This window comes from Staphylospora marina, assembly GCF_003856495.1.
GTDB lineage: Bacteria > Bacillota > Bacilli > Thermoactinomycetales > Thermoactinomycetaceae > Staphylospora > Staphylospora marina.
Genome location: NZ_CP034118.1, coordinates 2367257 through 2386156, shown reverse-complemented (window position 1 = coordinate 2386156; position 18900 = coordinate 2367257). Strand labels below are relative to the sequence as shown.

Below are 18900 nucleotides of genomic sequence, written 5' to 3'. Positions count from 1 at the left end.
GGATTTGATGGAGATGAGGGCCGAACGGATTGCCGGATCCGGGATGAGCATTTCGAGGAATGTCACCCGGTCCCGTTACTTTCGATACGTCAAACCGGTTCTCGATTGGACGTTGGGCATGCTCCTCCTGTTGTTGGTCCTCCCGGTCATGGCGATCATCGCCGTCGCCATCAAGCTGGACTCACCCGGACCGGTGATTTTCAGACAGCCGCGTGTCGGCAAGGACGGTCGGGAGTTTTGCATTTTCAAGTTCCGCACGATGTACAGGGATGTCCCGAAACAGGGCCGCTCTCCGCAATCGTCCGATGATCCCCGCATCACGCGGGTGGGACGCTTTCTCCGGCGCACCAGCTTGGATGAACTGCCCCAACTGATCAACATCATCCGGGGAGAGATGAGCCTGGTCGGACCGAGACCGGAGCAGAAAATGATCGTGGAGCAATATTACACGGATTATGAAAAGCAGCGATTTCTGGTCAAGCCGGGCATCACGGGGCCGTGGCAACTCAGCGGAGACCGGACCCGCCCCATTCACGAAAATTTGCATTACGACTTTGAATACATTGAAACTGCATCATTCATGAAGGATTTGTATCTGATTCTTTCCACGGTCAAAGTGATGTTCAGAAGCAACACCTGTTGAGAGAGAAAGGGTCTCGGCCATGATCAAACGTTTGAAAAACAATCTGCTGGCCCGGAACACCTTCTCCACCTTCATCGGGATGGGGAGCCGGATCGGCATCCAAGCCGTCTATTTCATCATCATCGCCCGATCCCTCGGAAACGAGGGATACGGTGCATTTATCGGCACGGTTTCACTGGTGGCGCTTCTGGCGCCTTTTGCCAGTTTGGGCAGCGGCAATCTGTTGGTCAAAAACGTGTCCAGAAATCCGGATCTGTTTTCCGTGTATTGGGGAAATGCACTCATCCTGACGATCGTATCCGGAAGCTGCCTGGTGGCCTTGGTGGCGGGCCTCTCCTTCTGGCTCCTGCCGGAGTCCGTGAGTCTCGGTCTGGTCATCTTGGTCGCGGTCTCCGACATCCTGTTTGCGCGGATCCATGACATTTGCGGGCAGGCATACCAGGCGTTCCAGCGGCTGGGCAGAACGGCGGGCTTTCAGGTGTTGTTCAGCGGAAGCCGGATGCTTTCGGCCGCTTTTCTTTTGTTGGCGGTCGATCAGCCGAAGCCGGCCGATTGGGGCTGGTTTTACCTGGGGAGCACGGCGGTGGCCTGCCTGATCGCCGTCTGGCTGGTTTGCCGGGAGCTGGGCAGGCCCGCACCGGAGCCGCGCCGGATTCCCGAAGAGATCAGGGAAGGGATGTATTTCTCCATCAGCCTGTCCTCGCAAAACATCTACAACGATCTGGACAAAACCTTGCTCGCCCGGCTCGCTTCCCTGGAGACGGCGGGCATTTACGCGGCGGGATACCGGATCATCGACGTGGCGTTCACGCCCGTTCGCTCCATGCTGTACGCGGCGTACGCCCGCTTTTTTCAACATGGCGCCTCCGGCATTCAGGGCAGCCTCCGGTTTGCCAAAAAGTTGCTTCCGCTGGCCGGCGGTTACGGGCTGGTCGTCGGCGTGCTGCTCTGGATCACCGCCCCCGTCGTCCCGATGATGCTGGGCGAGGAGTACGCCTCTTCCGTGGAGGTGATCCGCTGTCTCTCCGTCATTCCTCTCCTCAGGGCCGTTCATTATTTCGCCGCCGATTCCCTGACCGGATCGGGGCATCAGGGGGTCCGTTCCGCCGTACAGGTCGCGGTGACCGTCGTGAGCGTGCTGGTGAACGTCTGGCTCATTCCCCGGTACGGCTGGAAAGGGGCGGCCATCGCGCTGATCGGCACCGACTTGCTGCTGGCGGCCGGATTGTGGGGAGCCGTGGCGCTCATCCGCTCCGGAAAGAAGAAGCAAAAACTGACCCAGGTTGCATAAGCATGCGTTCATTTCATAAGACATCCGGGTGATTTCGGAAGAGTGGGGGAACGACATTGAAATTGTCTGTGCAACTGCGGAAGCGCAAAAGACTTGAAAACGCATTTGTCATGGTCGCATTGTTCCTGTTTTCCGGTGCGGTCATTTCCATGTTCGAAAACGAATATGCTTGGGCGGACCCGCTGGGCAAGGCTCTGAAACTGCCCGTGTTTGTGCTCACCGTCCTCTTTGCCTGGCTCACTTGGCGCAAACTGAAGGAAAGCCTGCGGCCCACGCTGTGGATCTGGCTGCCGGTGGCCTGGGCTTTCTGCTCCGTGCTTTGGAGCGGATTCGAGGAGGTCACCCTGCAGAAAAGCATCACCCTCGCCTTGATGACCCTGCTCGGAGTCTGGATCGGCACGCACTTCGGGTTGAAGCGGTTGCTTCTCGTCCTGGCCGTCATGATGGCGGTGATCATGGTGCTGAGCCTTCTGGCCGTGCCCCTGTTCTGGGATTTGGCCATTGATCATCAGGAGCACGAGGGGGCTTGGAAGGGCGTATTCGTCCACAAAAATTCGCTCGGCAGAATCATGGCCTTGTCCTTTTTGGTGTTTTCTCTTCTTCAGTTTCAATATGCAAAGACAAGATTCAATAACAAGTTGCCTTATGCTGTGGGGTTGTCCATGGCACTCCTGGTGTTGTCCGATTCGCAAACGGCCTTTCTGATCGAAGTGGCGCTCATGGTTTTGCTCGGCTTCATCTGGCTTTTTTGGCGCAAGCCCCGGCTGTTCAAATGGGCTGTGCTGCTCCTTCTGGTCCCGGTCGCGGGGGTGGGAATTTGGATCCTTGTCGACGGTGAATCCTTCTTCGGCCTGCTTGGAAAGGATGCGACCATGACGGGCCGCACGCCCCTGTGGAGCTACGCGATCGCCATGGCGATGCGGGAGCCGTGGCTGGGCTACGGGTACTACGGGTTCTGGCACGGAATGGAGGGACCGTCCAACTCCGTCTGGAAAGTGATCCAGTGGAAGCCCCCGCATTCCCACAACGGTTTCATCGATCTTTGGCTGGATTTGGGGTTGATCGGGGTCGGCCTGTTCCTGGCCGGGCTGGTGAAATTCCTGATCATGGCCGTCCGGCATGTCCGATTCAACAACAGATGGGAGGATGCTTGGCCGCTCTTGTACGGAGCGTTCATGATCGTCTCCAACATTTCCGAAAGCGCGATCCTGACGAACAATTTCAATCTGTTCTGGGTGTTGTACGTGGCAACGTTCACGATGCTGGCCGCGAAGCAGGCGGATGAAGCGCAGAGTCACGATCGTTCGCCGGCAGATGCATCCGTGGTCGAAGACGCCCGGGTTGAAGCAGGCCGAACACCTGCAGCGGGATGAGCCGGCTTCCGCCGATCCGCTCCGGGAAGAAACACTGACACACAGTTGCACACTTGGAGTGCATCGGGAAGAGATCCGTTGATTTCGAAAGAGTGGGGGAGCGGCATTGAGACTGTCCTTGCAGGTACAACGTTCACGATGTTGGCCGGAAAGCGGGTGGATGAATGGGAAAACGCAAAGTCCTGATTTATCGCAATCACTTGCTGCCGTATTCGGAAACGTTCGTGGTGAATCAGGCCGAACATCTGAAACGGTATGAGCCGGTGTATGCCGGCTCCAGGAGAGTGAGCGGCCTGACGCTTCCCGAAGACCGGGTCATGGTGGTGAACGAAGGGGGGGCCGCGGGAAAGATCCGGGAGATCGGAGCGAAGTTGTTCGGCTTCCCCGATTCGTTCACAAGCCGGGTGGCACGGCTTGGGCCTTCGCTGATTCACGCCCATTTCGGACCGGACGGACTGCAGGCGTTGGATCTGGCGAAAAGGACCGGCCTTCCCCTTCTGGTCACGTTTCACGGATACGACGTGACGACCCGGGATGAACATGCCGCCTCCTGGTCGCACCGGCATTACGTGCGCAACCGCATGCGGCTGGCCGGGGAAGGGACCCTGTTCATCGCCATCTCCCGATTCATCCGGAACAAGCTTCTGGAGCAGGGATATCCGGAAGAAAAGGTCCGGGTGCACTACACCGGCATCAACCTGGACTTCTTCCGGCCCGACCCGGCCGTTCCGCGGGGGCGGACGGTCCTGTTCGTGGGGCGATTGGTCGAGAACAAAGGCTGCCGGTACCTGATCGAAGCGATGACAGAGGTGGGGCGGACGAACCCCGATGTGGAGCTGGTGATCATCGGGGACGGTCCGCTCAGGGAATCGCTGCAACGGCAGGCGGAAGCGGCCCGGGTGCGCTGCCGGTTTCTGGGGGTGCGACCGGTGGAGGAAGTCCGGGAGTGGATGAAACGGGCCGCCGTGTTTTGCGTCCCGAGCGTGGAAATCCACACGGGAGCGTCGGAAGGAATCGGGACGGTGTTCATGGAAGCGCAGGCTTTGGAGCTGCCGGTGGTCAGCTTTGCGACGGGAGGCATCCCGGAAGCGGTGATCCACGGACAAACGGGTCTGCTCGCCCCGCCGAGGGACGTGGCCGAATTGGCGAGGCACCTTTGCCGGCTGCTGGATGACCCGGAACTTTGGACGGCCATGAGCCGCCGGGCCAGACGGCATGTGGAAAAGTTGTTCGATCTGAAAAAGCAAAACGGCTTGCTCGAAGACATCTACGATGAGTGCATCCACCGCTTCAACGATCAATCTCATTGACCATTGGAGAGATGAACATGCGTGACAAGGTGTTGGGTTATCTGTCCGCCGCCCCCCGCGTGTCGACCAGTCCGCATGCGGAGGCGAGCGGTCCGCGGGCACACGTGCTGGGGGTCATTCAAGCGTTTGAACGGTTGGGATGGCAAGTGGAACGATTCATCGTGGGCGACCGCATGCGCCGCGACCTTGCCAACAAGAAAACCGAAAAAATGCTCACCGCCAATCCCGTTCAAACCTTTGCGGCGGATGTGGCGCGGATCGTGCTGGGGAAACGGAACGCGCGAAAGGCGTGGGAAGAGCTCGGGCCGCGCGTGAACTGGGTGTATGAACGCCATGCCGTGCTCCAGTCCTTGGGCTGGATCTTCAAAAAGCACGGGATTCCGTGGATTTTGGAGACCAACGGCATCTTTTTCGAAGAGGCCAAGAAAGACCGAAAGGCCATCGTGTTGGACGGAATCGCCAGGGAGATGGAGATCAAGGCCTACCGGGATTGCGACGTGCTGGTGGCCGTCAGCCGTCCGCTCAAAGAACAGATCGTGGAGCGGCTGCACATCGATCCGGACAAAATTCTCGTCGTTCCCAACGGCGTGGACACCCATTTTTACCGTCCGCAAGAAGGCGAGAGCCGGGATTCCGACATGTTCACCGTCGGGTTTGTCGGCAGCATTCTGGCCTGGCAAGGGTTGGATCACCTGATCCGCGCCGTGGGGGAACTTCGGGAAGAGGGCATCGATGTAAGGGTCATCATCGTGGGGGACGGCCTGGTGAAAGCGGAGCTGGAGGAAATGACCCGCGAAGCGGGACTCGCCGACCGGATCACGTTCACCGGAAGGGTTCCCGCCGACGAAGTGCCTGCATGGATCTCCCGGTTTGATGTCGGATTTTCCGGCCAGGTGGACCTGAAAACGCAGAAAATGTACCACTCACCGCTCAAGATTTACGAGTACATGTCCATGGCCAAGCCGGTGGTGGCATCCGCGCACGATGACGCCCGGATGCTGATCGAAGGCAAAGAAACCGGTTTTCTGTTCCGTCCCGGCGACGTGGAAGATTTGAAAGGAGCGCTGAAGCGGGCGATCTCAAGCAGGGATCGCTTGCCGGAGATGGGACGCACTGCCCGGGAAGAAATCCTGAACAACCACAGTTGGGATGCAAGGGTCCGGGGAATGATCGAAGAGATAGAACGGATTCTTCAGGCCAACCGCGAAAAAGCCGTGATGTCCGGACAGTCTCGCTAGAACGGGAGGTGCGGGAAATGAACGTCGCCCGGTATTCCATGCTCGGCATCCACGTGGATGCCCTCGAAGAGCATCACTTGGGCGAGATTGTGCTGGAAGCCGTCCGCGAGCGGAAAAAGATCATTCTGGCCAATCACAATCTGCACAGCATTTATCTGTACCATCATGACGAGCGATTGCGTTCGTTTTATGAAAAGGCGGAATACGTCCACATCGACGGCATGCCGATCGTGTGGATCGGCAAGTTGTTCGGGTATCCGCTGCAAAGGTCCCACCGGCTCACCAACCTCGATTTCTTGCCTCATCTTTTTTCCGTGTGCGAGAAAGAAGGGCTGCGGGTGTTTTTGCTCGGCTCCAAACCCGGCGTGGCCGAGCGTGCGGCAGAGGTGTACCGCACATGGAACCCCCGGTTGATCCTCGGCATGCATCACGGCTATTTCGATGCGTCCAAAGACAGCGAGGAAAACCGGCGCATCATCGACATGATCAACGGGTTCCGGCCCCACCTGCTGCTGGTGGGGATGGGCATGCCCAGACAGGAAGTGTGGTTGGCCGAGAACATCGATTCCCTGCAGGTGAATGTCGCCATGAACCAGGGGGCGTTCATGGACTATATCGCCGGGGAAGTGCCCACTCCCCCGAGATGGATGGGACGGGTGGGCCTGGAATGGCTGTACCGGCTTGCATCGGAACCCAAACGGCTGTGGAGGCGGTACATCCTGGAACCTCCGTTTGTGCTCAAACTGCTTCTCAAAGAGTGGACCGACCGTCGCCCTGCGCTCAAAAAATGACGGGGAGAAACCGAAGCATGATCCCCGCTCCTCATCGGGGCGGCGTGGCGTTGGCACGGGACGCATCCCGACGGTTACGGGACGAAACAAAAACGCGACGGTCATGGCGCCCCGGGAGGCATCGTGGTACGTCGCATGACGGGAGAGGGTTGACCATGACACACACACTCATCACGGGGGCGGCCGGATTTCTGGGATCCCATCTGGCCCGGAAGCTGCTGGAAACGGGCCGGACGGTGATCGGCGCGGACAATCTGGCGACGGGCAAGGAGCACAATCTTAGGGATCTCATGGAACATCCCCGCTTTCGCTTCCTGCGGATGGATGTGACGGATCCCGCGGTGTCGTCCATTCCGGGATGGGAGGAGATCCGGGAAATCTATCACCTCGCATCCCCCGCGTCTCCGAAGTTTTATCAGGAACGACCGTTTGAAACGATCGCGGTGAACACCGTCGGCACGCAAAATCTGTTGGAACTTGCCCGCAAGACCGGGGCGAAATTTCTGTTCACCAGCACCAGCGAGGTGTACGGGGATCCGGAAGTCCACCCCCAGCCGGAAACGTACCGGGGCAACGTGAACACCTGGGGACCGCGGGCCTGCTACGACGAGGCCAAACGCCTCGGAGAAGTGTTTTGTTATGAATATCACACCCGGTACAAAGTGCCGGTGCGGGTGATCCGGATTTTCAACACCTATTCGGCCGGGCTCCGGAACGATGACGGACGGGTGATCTCCAATTTCGTCACCCAAGCGCTCACCGGTCAGGATTTGACCGTCTACGGAGACGGGCGGCAAACCCGTTCCTTCTGCTACGTGGACGACACGGTGCGCGGTCTGATGCTGGCGATGGAGAAGGAAGCGGCGACCGGGGAGATCATCAATATCGGGAATCCCCGTGAATACACCATCCTGGAAGTGGCGGAAACGGTGCTTCGGCTCACCGGTTCGACCAGCCGGATCACGTTCCACCCGCTGCCGCCGGATGATCCCAAAGTGCGCCGCCCGGTGATCGACAAGGCGAAGCGGCTCCTCGGCTGGGAACCGACCGTGGATCTGGAGGAAGGCCTGAGGCGCACCATCGCCGTCTATCGGGAGCGCCTCAATTCTTGCGAAATGGAGAAGATGGTCCCATGAACGTGACGTGCATCGGTTCCGGATATGTGGGAAGCGTGACGGCGGCCGCGTTTGCCGCCCTGGGGCATCACACCTGCGTGGTGGACGTGGATCCCGCCAAAGTGGAGAGCATCCGTTCCGGCAGCAGCCCCATTTACGAACCCGGACTGGAAGCATTGATCCGCCGCACCGTCGGCAAGACTTTGTTTGCCGACACCTCGTTTGCTTCGGTGTCCGAGGCGGATCTGGTGTTCATCTGTGTGGGCACCCCGACGGCCCCGGACGGAACGGCCGATTTGACGTACGTCAAAAGCGCGGCGGAAAGCATCGGCCGGCATCTGTCCAAGGACCGGTTCACCGTCGTGGTGGACAAATCCACGGTTCCCGTGGGGACGGCCGACCTCGTGTCCCGGATTCTCGCGGAAACGTCCGGCCTGGAGCCGGGCAATCATTTCGCCGTGGTGAGCAATCCCGAGTTTCTCCGGGAAGGGTTTGCGCTGGAGGACGTGTTCTTCCCGGACCGCATCGTGATCGGCGCGGAGCATGAACGGGCATTCGGGATGATGCGGGAACTGTACCGCCCCCTGGTGAAACGGGAGCGATTCGGCGAATTTCTGGGAGACATGCCGTTTTTCGAAGAAGGCATGAACCGCCCCGAAGCCGTTTGGTTCGAGACGGACACCAAGAGCGCGGAGATGATCAAATACGCTTCCAACGCGTTCCTTGCGGTGAAAATCAGCTACATCAATGAAGTGGCCCGCCTGTGCGAAGCATTGGGAGCCAACGTGCAGGACGTCGCCCGGGGAATGGGGCTGGACTCCCGGATCGGGGAGAAATTCCTGCAGGTTTCCAGCGGTTGGAGCGGCAGCTGCTTCCCCAAAGACACCGCCGAATTCCTCGCCACCAGCCGCAAGGCGGACAGCGAGCTGTCCATCGTCCGGGCCGCGGTGGAATCCAACCGGGACATGCATCGCTTCGTCGTCCGCAAGGCGGAGCGAAAGCTGGGCTCGCTGGACGGCAAGACCGTCGGCATCCTGGGGCTCACCTTCAAGCCGGACACCGATGATGCCCGCCAGACCCAGGCGGCTTTCATCATTCGGGAGCTCTTGGCCGCCGGAGCCGGCGTACGGGCGCATGATCCCAAAGGCATGTCCATGTTCCGGGAGGTCAACCCGGATCTTCCGGTTCACTACTGTGACCGTCCCGAAGACGTGGCCGAAGGAGCGGATGCGATCATCCTGCTCACCCATTGGAGGGAGTACCTGGAGCTGGATTGGTCGGCCATCGGAGACGCCATGCGTCAGCGTTACGTTCTGGACACCCGCAACTTCCTGCCTCCGAATCGGATCGTCGAACTCGGGTTTGAACTGGAAGGGATCGGAGTGCCGCCCCGAAAACCGGCCGCCGCTTGCGGGACCGCGGTGGAGACGGGGCATTGATCAAACGTGAATGGAAACGGGGAAATATCAGAAAAAGTGGGTGATGGTGTGGACTATCGGTCAACCTGGCCGGAGATGGAAGGCGTTCGGCTTGCGTTTTTCCCTGTGGGATCATTGGAGCAGCATGGTCCTCATCTTCCCGTCGGAACGGACGGAATCATTGCCGAAGCGATTGCGAGAGAGCTTTCCCGACGGTTCCATCCTTCCTTTTTGTTCCCCATGTTGCCGGTGTCCGCCTCTTTTGAGCACTTCGGATTCCCGGGTTCTTTTTCATTGCGGGTGCCTACCATTTACGCATATGTCAAAGATCTTGTGGACTCCATGGAATATCAGGGAATCCGGCGATGCGTCATTGTCAACGGCCATGGCGGCAACCATCTGTTGCGCAACATTGTCCAGGAACTGAACATCCCGAAGCCGAAACTGTTGCTGGTTCCGTCGCAGAAACATTGGAACGCGGCCTACCAGGATGCGGGACTGTCCCACACGACCAGCCAAGACATGCACGCGGGAGAGGGAGAGACTTCTCTGCTTTTGTACCTGACTTCTGAGGGAACGGTCCGGGAGGAACACATCAGAGATGTGGATTCGCCGGGGCGGCCACTGCTGGAAACGTTGGGAATGAAGGCGTATACTTCCACGGGAACCATCGGTTTCCCGGCCAAAGCGAGTCAGGAAAAAGGAAAGAAGTTGTTTCACGCGCTGATGGAGTCCATTTCCGGCACCGTCGAAGAGTTTCTGAAAGCCACTGACTGAAGTGCGAAACATCAAAGCCACAGGGAACGCCCTGTGGCTTGTTTGATGACATTCCTTATTGTTGAGTGCCTTTTTGGACTCTCTCCAAAAACTCCTTCAGATCCTCTTTGATGATCTCTTCCAGATAGCCCACGCTGACTTCAATGCCATGCTGCCTCAGGTATTCGACGCCTTTTCCGTTGACTTTGGGATACGGATCCAGGATTCCCACCACCACCCGGGCCACTTGCGCTTTCACCAGAGCCTCGGCGCAAGGCGGAGTCCGGCCGTAATGAGAGCAAGGCTCCAACGTGCAATAAACAGTGGCTCCTTTTGCTTTTTCCCCGGCCATCCGGAGAGCGTTCACCTCGGCGTGCGGACCGCCGAGATGCGAGGTGTGGCCTCTGCCGACAATCTCCCCGTCTTTCACGATGATGGCTCCCACCGGCGGATTGGTTCCTGTTTTCCCTTGCGCTTTTCTTCCTTCCAGTACGGCTTCCTGCATGTACTCCAGATCCGACTTCATGATTCCCTTCCCCTCCCGAACGTTTGAATGACATGTCCTCGCTCATATTTTTTGAGTTTCTTGCGGAAAATCCCTCTTCAGGATGAATGGTTCCTTGCTTGGATCCGTTCGCTCAGATCGGATCCTGCATTCATTTGAACTTAAGGACGTGAAGGAGATTTGGTGTCCGGCTTCCACCTGATTCCTCTGTCCGTGAACCGTCCCGTCGAGGGAGTGTGGAGTCACATCCACGTCGTCCTTGCCGGCCAACATGTCAAAGGCATTGACAAGTGAGACGGAACATTATTCTTGAAGCCACCGCATTCTTCAAGCCTCGCCCCTGGTGGGCGGTTTCTTTATGGAATGATTTTTGTGAGAGGATGATTCATGTTCCCTTTCGGCGGGAAATTCTTTGTTGGTTGAAAGGAGTCATCCGGCACATGTTTTTCGGTATGCTTTCACTCAATCTTGTACTGTACATCGTGGCTGTTTTGTTGTTCCGGGAAGGAGAGTACGTATACGCATGGGCGTTTCTGGGGGCGGGCGTGCTGTTGTCCGGTTTGATCCTGTTTCTTTATCATCGGCGAAAAGAGAAACGGGATTCGTGTGATGAAGTCTGTGATTCCCTCTTCTACTGCGGCTGTGATGCCATTGAATGTGCCGACTGCGTCCGCGTGATCCGGGGAGGGAGAGAATGTTCGAATTGCGACTGTTTCCCCGGTTCTTGATGTCCATCCGACCTTAAGAGGTGAAGCCGGGAGGTGGCCCGCCCGTGCGAAGCATGGGAAGCCAACGTTCCGTCAGGAGAATGGGACTGAACTTCGGATCGGGGAGACATTCCTTCCGGTTTCCAGCGGATGGAGCGGAAGCTGCTTTCCCCAATGTATCGGCTGGTGGAGTGCGGACTCTCGGTGGAAGGGATCAGGGGGACATCCCGGGAGCCCGACAACAAGCGGGGAGCGGTATGGGAGATTGGACCGTGAAATCATGCAGGCCCGACGCACCCATGTGCACCGGGCCTGTTGATGTGTTTGCGGTCCGGAAGGTGGGGATACCAACAGACAATTCTTCGGAACGGATTCACAGGAGCTCTCTGGTCACCATGCTGGGGAAAGGGCCTCATTTCCTTTTCGGCACAAAGGGAAACTCGTTTGGCATCCGTTTTACCGGATCCAGGGGGCTGCATTATTGTTGCAAAAACAGAAAAATATGTTATCATAGTTTTCGGAATTATAAATATGACCGATCGGTCGCAATTGTTTGTCCGGGAGGTGAACGCATGTCGCGCAAACCGAGGCTGGTGGTGGTGGGCAGCATCAACATGGACGTGGTGATCGAAGCAATCCGACCGCCGCGAATGGGAGAAACGGTGATGGGAGAGTCGGTGCGGTTCATCCCCGGCGGAAAAGGGGCCAATCAGGCAGTGGCGGCCGCACGGCTCGACGCGGACGTTCACATGATTGGCGTCGTGGGCGGAGACCCGTTCGGTCACACCTTGTTGGACTCCCTCCGGGGAAGCGGTGTTGACACCGCAGCGGTCCGGGTGCTCGATGATGTTCCTTCCGGCGTGGCGGGCATCACGCTGGCGGGCGGGGACAATTCGATCATCGTGGTGCCGGGAGCCAACGGACGCCTGTCACCGGATGACGTGGCCGCCCATGAAGACCGGATCGCGGAGGCGGACGCTGTTCTCCTGCAACTGGAAATCCCGATGGAAACCGTGATCGCTGCCGCACGGACGGCCAAACGGCGAGGGGTGCGGGTGATGCTCAATCCCGCTCCGGTCCGTGAACTGCCCGATGAGTTGCTGGCCCTGACCGATGTGATCTGTCCGAACCGCATCGAACTGGAAACGCTCACCGGACTTCCGGCGGAAGGGAAAGCGTTGCCGAAAGCCATGCGGCAGCTCAGGCAAAGGGGAGCGGGGCAGGTCGTCGTCACGCTTGGAGCGGACGGAGCGGCCTTCCTGGATGAACGGGACCATTGGGGAACAGAACCGGGCCGGTCAGTGCGGGTGGTCGACACCACCGGCGCCGGGGACGCCTTCCATGCCGGGCTCGCCGTGGCACTGGCGGAAGGGAGGTCGCTGCCGGACGCCGTGCGTTTCGCCGTCTGCACGGGTTCACTGGCCGTCACCCGGTTCGGGGCGCAGACCGGCATGCCCTCCCGGAGAGAAGTGGACGAACTGGAAAGCCGGAAGAACTGAACCCGGTTCGTCCGGTGCCACTCACCCCCCCACGGTGGGCCGGGATCCGGTCATCCCCGAACGTCGCCGGAGACCAAGCCGGAACCGGAGATGAACGGATCACAGAATGATTGAAATCAAACGGGGATTCATCATGACGGAACCTTTGCTCAAACTGGAAAACATTCGCAAGTCATTTCAGGGAGCCCCCGTTCTCAAAGGGGTTTCCTTCACGCTTTGCCCCGGGGAAGTTCATGCCCTGCTGGGGGAGAACGGGGCGGGCAAATCGACGCTCATGAAGATACTCGCCGGCATTCACCGCAAGGATGCGGGCGAAATCCGGTTGTCCGGCGCGTCCGTGGAGATCCGCGATCCCCGGGACGCCACCGCCGCCGGGATCGCCGTGATTCACCAGGAATTGCAGCTGGTTCCCGAACTGTCCGTGGCGGAAAACCTCTTTCTCGGACGGGAACACCTCTTTGCCCGGTGGGGCTGGATCCATCGGGACAAGATGCGTGAAGCGGCGGAAGAGGCGCTGCGGCGGGTGGGAGCCGACCTGGATCCTGATCTGCCGCTGTGGCACTGTTCGGTGGGGCAGCGACAGCTGGTGGAGATCGCCCGGGCCCTGGCCGCAAACGCACGGATTCTCGTTCTGGACGAGCCCACGTCCGCACTCAACCGGCAGGAATCCGAGAATCTGTTTTCCGTGATCGGCGAGTTGAAGAAACGGGGTGTGGGCATGATTTACATCTCACACCGCATGGAAGAATTGTTCCGCATCGCCGACAGGGTCACGGTTCTGAGAGACGGGGAACATGCCGGCACGTTCCGGATGTCGGAAGTCACGATGGACGAGCTCGTGCGGAAGATGGCGGGCCGGGCGGTGGACATGGGGCGGATCAGGGAGAGAGCGCACGGTCCCGAACGGCTGAGGATGGAAAACGTGGCGCGGCACTCCCGGCTGCGCGACATTTCCTTCCGGATTCACGCGGGGGAAATCGTGGGTTTGGCCGGTTTGGCCGGTTCCGGACGGACCGAATTGGCCCGGGTGCTGTTCGGGGTGGACCGTCCGGACCACGGGCAGATCCTTCTTGACGGGAAGCCCGTCTCCTTTTCCCACCCGGCGGAAGCGGTCCGCGCCGGAGTGGCCCTGGTGCCGGAAGATCGCCGACAAACGGGTCTGGTTCTGTCCATGTCGGTGAAAGAAAACCTGCATCTCGCCGCGGGAGGGGAACATGCCCGGTGGGGCTGGATCCGCGGCCCGGAAGAGGTTCGGTCATCCGGTGATTTGATCCACCGGCTGCGGATCCATCCTCCGGACGCCCGCCGGGAAACCCGCCTGCTCAGCGGCGGAAACCAGCAAAAGGTGGTGCTGGGCAAATGGCTCGTTCGCCCGCCGAGGCTCCTGATCCTTGATGAACCGACCCGCGGCGTGGACGTGGCCGCCCGCGCGGAGATTTACCGGCAGCTGGAAGCGTTGGCCGCATCGGGCATCGCCGTTTTGCTCATCTCGTCCGACCTGGAAGAACTCCTGCTGATGGCCGACCGCATCCTGACCATGAAGGACGGCCGGATCACCGCCGAATTTCCGGCAAATGAAGCATCAAAAGAAGCGGTGCTCGCCGCCATGACCGGAGGTGCCATTGCCCGGTGAAACCGGCCCTGACGTACAAACAGATTTTGTCCTCCTTTTCCCTGCGCCGGACGGGACCTCTGCTCGGGCTGATGTTGATCTGCGCAGTCCTGTCGGTGGTCACGCCCGATTTCCTGACCGTCACGAACCTGTTCAACATCTTGCGCCAGATTTCCATCAACGCACTCCTTGCTTTCGGGATGACCTTGGTGATTCTCACCGGCGGGATCGACTTGTCTGTCGGTTCGGTTCTGGCCATGTCCGGAGCCGTCACCGCCACGTTGCTGTCCGGTGGAACGGATGCCCTGACCGCCTCGCTTTCCGGTCTGGCCGTCGGGGTGCTGCTCGGTGCCGCCAACGGTTTGTTGGTCTCGTACGGCCGGATCGCCCCGTTCATTGCCACCCTGGCGACGATGACCATTTGCCGGGGCGGGGTGCTTGTTCTCACGGAAGGAAAACCCATTTCCTTCCACAGTGAGGTGTTTTCCCTCTTGGGCAAGGGGTACTTTCTGGAGATTCCGGTCCCTGTTGTTTGGATGCTCGTGTTTTGTCTGCTCCTTCATATGATTCTCCGGCACACCGTGTTCGGACGCCATGTCTACGCCGTGGGCGGAAATGAGGAAGCGGCCCTGTACTCCGGCATCCGCACGGAACGGATCAAGCTGGCGGTTTACACGATGAGCGGCTTTTTTGCCGCGTTTGGCGGGATCATTCTCACGTCCCGGCTCCACTCCGCCCAGCCCGTGGCCGGCATGGGATACGAACTGGATGCCATCGCCGCGGCCGTGCTCGGGGGGACCAGCCTGAGCGGCGGCCGGGGATGGATGTTTGGCACCCTCGTCGGCGCGATGATCATGGGTGTGCTGGACAACGGGCTGAATCTGCTGGATGTCTCATCATTCTATCAACAGGTGGTCAAGGGATGTGTCATCCTGTTGGCCGTCCTGCTGGACCGTTCACGGGAGGGGCGGACCTGAGCCCGATCCCGCATGCGGTCCGGGCTGTCGCGCGTCACGGAAAAGCTAAAAAGCAGTGAGACACACGATGACACGGCAATGTATGAAACCGGCCACGTCCTTCCGCTGGCTCCCCGGAGGACAGCAGCGAGGAGTGAGCCGGACGCCGTGGCGGCGGAGGCAGAATGATTCATGATGCAACAACTCTTTGTGATCCAGCCGCTGAATCTATCGGCATTCAAAGCGGAGGTGCTGACCCGTGAAACGCTTGCGGTTGTTTGCGTTGTGCTTCCTTCTCGCCGTATTGGTGGTTACCGGATGCTCCACGAAGTCCAGCCTGGAGGCGGGCGGGGAAAATCAGAATACGTCCGATGACAAGATCACCATCGGTCTGTCCGTCTCCACGTTGAACAACCCGTTCTTCGTCACACTGAAAGACGGGGCCGAACAGGCGGCCAAGGCGGCCGGTGCCGAGCTGGTCGTCGCCGATGCCCAGGACGACACCGCCAAGCAGCTGAATGACGTCGAAGACCTGATCCAGAAGAAAGTGGACCTGATCCTGCTCAACCCGACGGACAGCAAGGCGGCATCCAGCGCCGTCGAAGCCGCCAACAAGGCAGGCATCCCGGTCATCACCGTGGACCGCGCCGCGGAAGGCAAGGACATCAAGATTCTGTCGCACATCGCTTCCGACAATGTGGCCGGCGGCCAATTGGCCGGGGAGTTCATCCTGCAGAAACTGGGCGGCAAGGGCAAAATTGCCGAGCTGGAGGGACTGGCGGGCACCTCGGCGGCCCATGACCGTGGCAAAGGCTTCCACCAGGCCGTTGACGGCAAGCCGGGTGTGGAGATCGTCGCCAAACAGCCGGCTGATTTCAACCGCGCCAAGGGACTGAGCGTCATGGAAAACATCCTGCAAAGCCATCCGGACATCCAGGCCGTCTTCGCCCACAATGACGAAATGGCCCTCGGCGCCCTCGAAGCCGTCAAAGCCGCCAAAAAGCAAATCCTCATCGTCGGCTTCGACGCCACCGAAGACGCCGTCAAGGCCGTGAACGCCGGCGAACTGGCCGCCACCGTCGCCCAGAAACCCGCCGACATGGGCAAGATGGCCGTGGAAACGGCACTCAAGGCGCTGAAGGGAGAAAAAGTGGATGCCTATTACCCGGTGCAGGTGGAATTGGTGACCAAGAAGTGAAAGTGAATGAATTGAAACTCTGCCCATGGGGGCGGAGTTTTTTGTTGGGGATCATTGAATATGATGGGAGGGAAGAACCAAAAAGGGATTCGTGTTTATCGAAAATGGGTATCCATACCGAAAATCCGGAGCGATGTCTGCCGGTCTCACCGGGGATGTGCGTTCGTTGGTTTCCGGAAGATGGAGCCGGGGAAAGGAACCCGGTTTTTTTGTGATTCGGCGCTGTCATTTTTGGATAATAGATATTTGGAAGTTCAGTTGAATCAAAGAAGGCGTCACTCATGTGCGGATTGCGATTGCGGACCCGACCGTGACGGTGACTGTGACTGATTCTTATCGTTGGAGGCACTTGCGTGAACCTGATTCGTGAGATGATCTTGATCGTTCCTTGTCATCGACGGCCGGATCGTTGCCTGCACTTTCGCGGGAAGCCGATGCCGATCTGTGCCCGGTGCTTGAGCATGTTGCTGGGGTATTTGTTCATTTTGCCGCTTTTGTTCCTGCCGACGCTTCCCTGGTGGTGGGGATTGCTTCTGCAGATTCCGATGCTGATCGACGGTTTCACCCAGAAATGGGGATGGCGGGAGAGCACCAACGTCCTGCGGGTGGTGACCGGTCTGCTCAGCGGACTGGGGCTGTCCATCCTCGTCGTGTGGGGGGCAAGGACGCTGACCGCATGGATCCTGACCGTGACTTGACGGACGGGATCCTTGTCCGGCCCGGCGAACGCCGGTCCGACTGGCTTCGAAAACTCCGCACGGGTACTGTCTGTTTCAGGAAAAATTGATATAATATCTTAAGAAATCATATCTCAAAAAGACGGAATCGAGGGAATTGAATGTCCCGATTTGACCTGCAATTGGCCAGTTTGTTGAAAGCCAGGTTTCCCCTGATTTACATCCCGACCTGGGAAGAAGAACGCGTGCTGGAAGTGATCAAGGGTTTGGTCAAGGATGCCCGCCGCATCCGGACGCCGCGGAAGATGTTTGTCTGGACCGCGACGGAAGGGATTCGCGGCGAGGGAATGTCCGGTTCCGAAGAAACGAGGCCTCCTCTGAAAGCACTCGAATGGATCCGAAAGTTTCAGGAGCCGTCGGTCTTTGTGTTGTGCGATTTTCACGTCTATTTCGGGGCGGGGAGCGCGCGTCCCGATCATTTGCTGATCCGCAAACTGAGGGATCTGGCGGCGGAACTGAAACGGAGCGTTTCCCCGAAAAGCATCATTTTCGTGTCCCCGCTGACGGTCCTCCCGGATGAATTGCGCAAGGATGTGACCCTTCTCGACTTCGCTCTTCCCACCTTTGAAGATATTCTCGCCCTGTTGACGGACATGGTGAGGGTCAACAGCAAATCGGGACGCATCACCATTTCGCTGACCGAAGAAGACAAGGAGCGATTGGCGAAAGCGGCCCTGGGCCTTACGCTGAAAGAGGCCGAAAACGCCTTTGCCCGGGCCATGGCCCAAACCGGGCGGCTCACCGCCGACGAAGTGGACGTCATCCACGAAGAGAAGCGGCAGATCATCCAGAAGACCGGCATTCTCGAGTTTGTCTCCTCCAACCTGGACATGAACGACGTGGGGGGGCTCGAGAACCTGAAGCGCTGGTTGAAAAAGCGGAGCAACTCCTGGCTCGAATCGGCCAGGCGGTACGGTCTTCCGGCGCCCAAAGGTGTCCTGATCACCGGAGTGCCCGGCTGCGGAAAGAGCCTCATCGCCAAATCGATCAGCGCCATGTGGCACCTGCCGCTGCTGAGAATGGATTTGGGACGCATTTTCCATGGCATCGTGGGCAGCAGTGAAGAAAACATGCGCCAGTCGATTCGCACCGCGGAGGCGATTGCCCCGTGCGTGCTCTGGATTGACGAGATCGAAAAAGGCTTCGGCGGACTCGGAATCGGCGGGGACGGCGGGGTGTCTGCCCGGGTGTTCGGCACGTTTCTCACCTGGATGCAGGAAAAGACATCGCCGGTGTTCGTGGTGGCCACGGCCAACAACATCGACCGTCTTCCGCCGGAGCTGCTCCGAAAAGGAAGGTTTGACGAGATCTTCTTTGTCGATTTGCCCACACACCGCGAGCGAAAGGACATCTTTTCCGTACATCTTCGCAAGCGTCTTCAGGATCCGAAGGTGACAGGCTCCTTTCAGGTGACGGAGGAAGTGCTGGATCATCTGGCCCGGCTCACCGAAGGATTCGTGGGCGCGGAGCTGGAACAGGCCGTGATTGCCGGACTGTTCGAAGCGTTTTCGGAGGAGCGGAGCGTCCGTTTGGATGACTTCGAAAAAGCGATTCGCCAAATGGTGCCCTTGTCGGTCACTCAGGCGGAGCAAATCCGGGCCATCCGGGAGTGGGCCAATGTCCGGGCCGTCGCCGCCACCGCCCCGGAAGACATGAAGGATTATGCTCCCGGTCAGGGCATTTCGCCGACTGCTCCGGTTCCCGGCGAAGACGTGCGGGGAATCCGCGGCGGCAGAACCATCGATTTTTGA

At 59.1% G+C, this 18900-nt stretch carries 17 protein-coding genes; 16 read left to right on the top strand and 1 reads right to left on the bottom strand.

Translation table 11 applies throughout. The annotated features are described in order from the left end of the window. Positions 1-7 precede the first annotated feature (7 nt). From EG886_RS11800 to EG886_RS11760, 9 genes are all read left to right on the top strand, one after another. On the top strand, positions 8-643 hold the full coding sequence (locus tag EG886_RS11800) for a sugar transferase (RefSeq protein ID WP_124728322.1): 636 nt from the start codon (positions 8-10) through the stop codon (positions 641-643). Between the two features lie 19 nt (positions 644-662). Next, positions 663-1934, top strand: coding sequence for a lipopolysaccharide biosynthesis protein (locus EG886_RS11795; RefSeq protein ID WP_124728321.1), 1272 nt, complete (start codon positions 663-665; stop codon positions 1932-1934). A 56-nt stretch (positions 1935-1990) separates the two neighbouring features. Next, a complete protein-coding gene (locus EG886_RS11790; protein ID WP_124728320.1) occupies positions 1991-3307 on the top strand; it encodes an O-antigen ligase family protein in 1317 nt (438 codons plus the stop codon). A gap of 164 nt (positions 3308-3471) precedes the next feature. After that, positions 3472-4617, top strand: coding sequence for a glycosyltransferase (locus EG886_RS11785; RefSeq protein ID WP_124728319.1), 1146 nt, complete (start codon positions 3472-3474; stop codon positions 4615-4617). A 17-nt stretch (positions 4618-4634) separates the two neighbouring features. Beyond that, positions 4635-5855, top strand: coding sequence for a glycosyltransferase (locus tag EG886_RS11780; RefSeq protein ID WP_206425319.1), 1221 nt, complete (start codon positions 4635-4637; stop codon positions 5853-5855). Between the two features lie 17 nt (positions 5856-5872). Next, positions 5873-6646: a WecB/TagA/CpsF family glycosyltransferase gene (locus tag EG886_RS11775; protein ID WP_124728317.1), complete on the top strand. Its 774-nt coding sequence runs from the start codon at positions 5873-5875 to the stop codon at positions 6644-6646. A gap of 155 nt (positions 6647-6801) precedes the next feature. Further along, positions 6802-7782 carry a UDP-glucuronic acid decarboxylase family protein gene (locus tag EG886_RS11770; RefSeq protein ID WP_124728316.1) on the top strand — a complete coding sequence of 327 codons (981 nt, stop codon included), beginning with the start codon at positions 6802-6804 and terminating at the stop codon, positions 7780-7782. Continuing rightward, complete coding sequence (locus EG886_RS11765) at positions 7779-9200, top strand: UDP-glucose dehydrogenase family protein (RefSeq protein WP_124728315.1); 1422 nt, start codon at positions 7779-7781, stop codon at positions 9198-9200. The genes EG886_RS11770 and EG886_RS11765 overlap by 4 nt, the downstream gene beginning before the upstream one ends. Positions 9201-9248: 48 nt before the next feature. Continuing rightward, on the top strand, positions 9249-9956 hold the full coding sequence (locus EG886_RS11760; protein ID WP_124728314.1) for a creatininase family protein: 708 nt from the start codon (positions 9249-9251) through the stop codon (positions 9954-9956). A gap of 55 nt (positions 9957-10011) precedes the next feature. Here the strand turns inward: EG886_RS11760 and ribD are convergent, their stop codons facing one another. Continuing rightward, the gene (ribD, locus tag EG886_RS11755; RefSeq protein WP_124728313.1) at positions 10012-10461 is read right to left on the bottom strand and encodes a bifunctional diaminohydroxyphosphoribosylaminopyrimidine deaminase/5-amino-6-(5-phosphoribosylamino)uracil reductase RibD; all 450 of its coding nucleotides are present in this window, start codon (positions 10459-10461) and stop codon (positions 10012-10014) included. 419 nt (positions 10462-10880) lie between these two features. Between ribD and EG886_RS11750 the strand changes: the two genes are divergently transcribed. From EG886_RS11750 to EG886_RS11720, 7 genes are all read left to right on the top strand, one after another. Beyond that, positions 10881-11168: a hypothetical protein gene (locus EG886_RS11750; protein ID WP_124728312.1), complete on the top strand. Its 288-nt coding sequence runs from the start codon at positions 10881-10883 to the stop codon at positions 11166-11168. Positions 11169-11719: 551 nt separating this feature from the next. After that, on the top strand, positions 11720-12646 hold the full coding sequence (rbsK, locus tag EG886_RS11745; protein ID WP_124728311.1) for a ribokinase: 927 nt from the start codon (positions 11720-11722) through the stop codon (positions 12644-12646). A gap of 133 nt (positions 12647-12779) precedes the next feature. Then, on the top strand, positions 12780-14279 hold the full coding sequence (locus EG886_RS11740; RefSeq protein WP_124728310.1) for a sugar ABC transporter ATP-binding protein: 1500 nt from the start codon (positions 12780-12782) through the stop codon (positions 14277-14279). A gap of 71 nt (positions 14280-14350) precedes the next feature. Further along, positions 14351-15235 (top strand): ABC transporter permease, encoded by an 885-nt coding sequence (locus EG886_RS11735; RefSeq protein WP_124728777.1) that lies wholly within the window; start codon positions 14351-14353, stop codon positions 15233-15235. A gap of 238 nt (positions 15236-15473) precedes the next feature. Then, positions 15474-16412 carry a ribose ABC transporter substrate-binding protein RbsB gene (rbsB, locus tag EG886_RS11730; RefSeq protein WP_124728309.1) on the top strand — a complete coding sequence of 313 codons (939 nt, stop codon included), beginning with the start codon at positions 15474-15476 and terminating at the stop codon, positions 16410-16412. 359 nt (positions 16413-16771) lie between these two features. Next, the gene (locus tag EG886_RS11725; protein ID WP_124728776.1) at positions 16772-17110 is read left to right on the top strand and encodes a DUF2085 domain-containing protein; all 339 of its coding nucleotides are present in this window, start codon (positions 16772-16774) and stop codon (positions 17108-17110) included. Positions 17111-17250: 140 nt separating this feature from the next. Then, positions 17251-18900, top strand: a complete 1650-nt coding sequence (locus EG886_RS11720) for an AAA family ATPase (protein ID WP_124728308.1) — start codon at positions 17251-17253, stop codon at positions 18898-18900.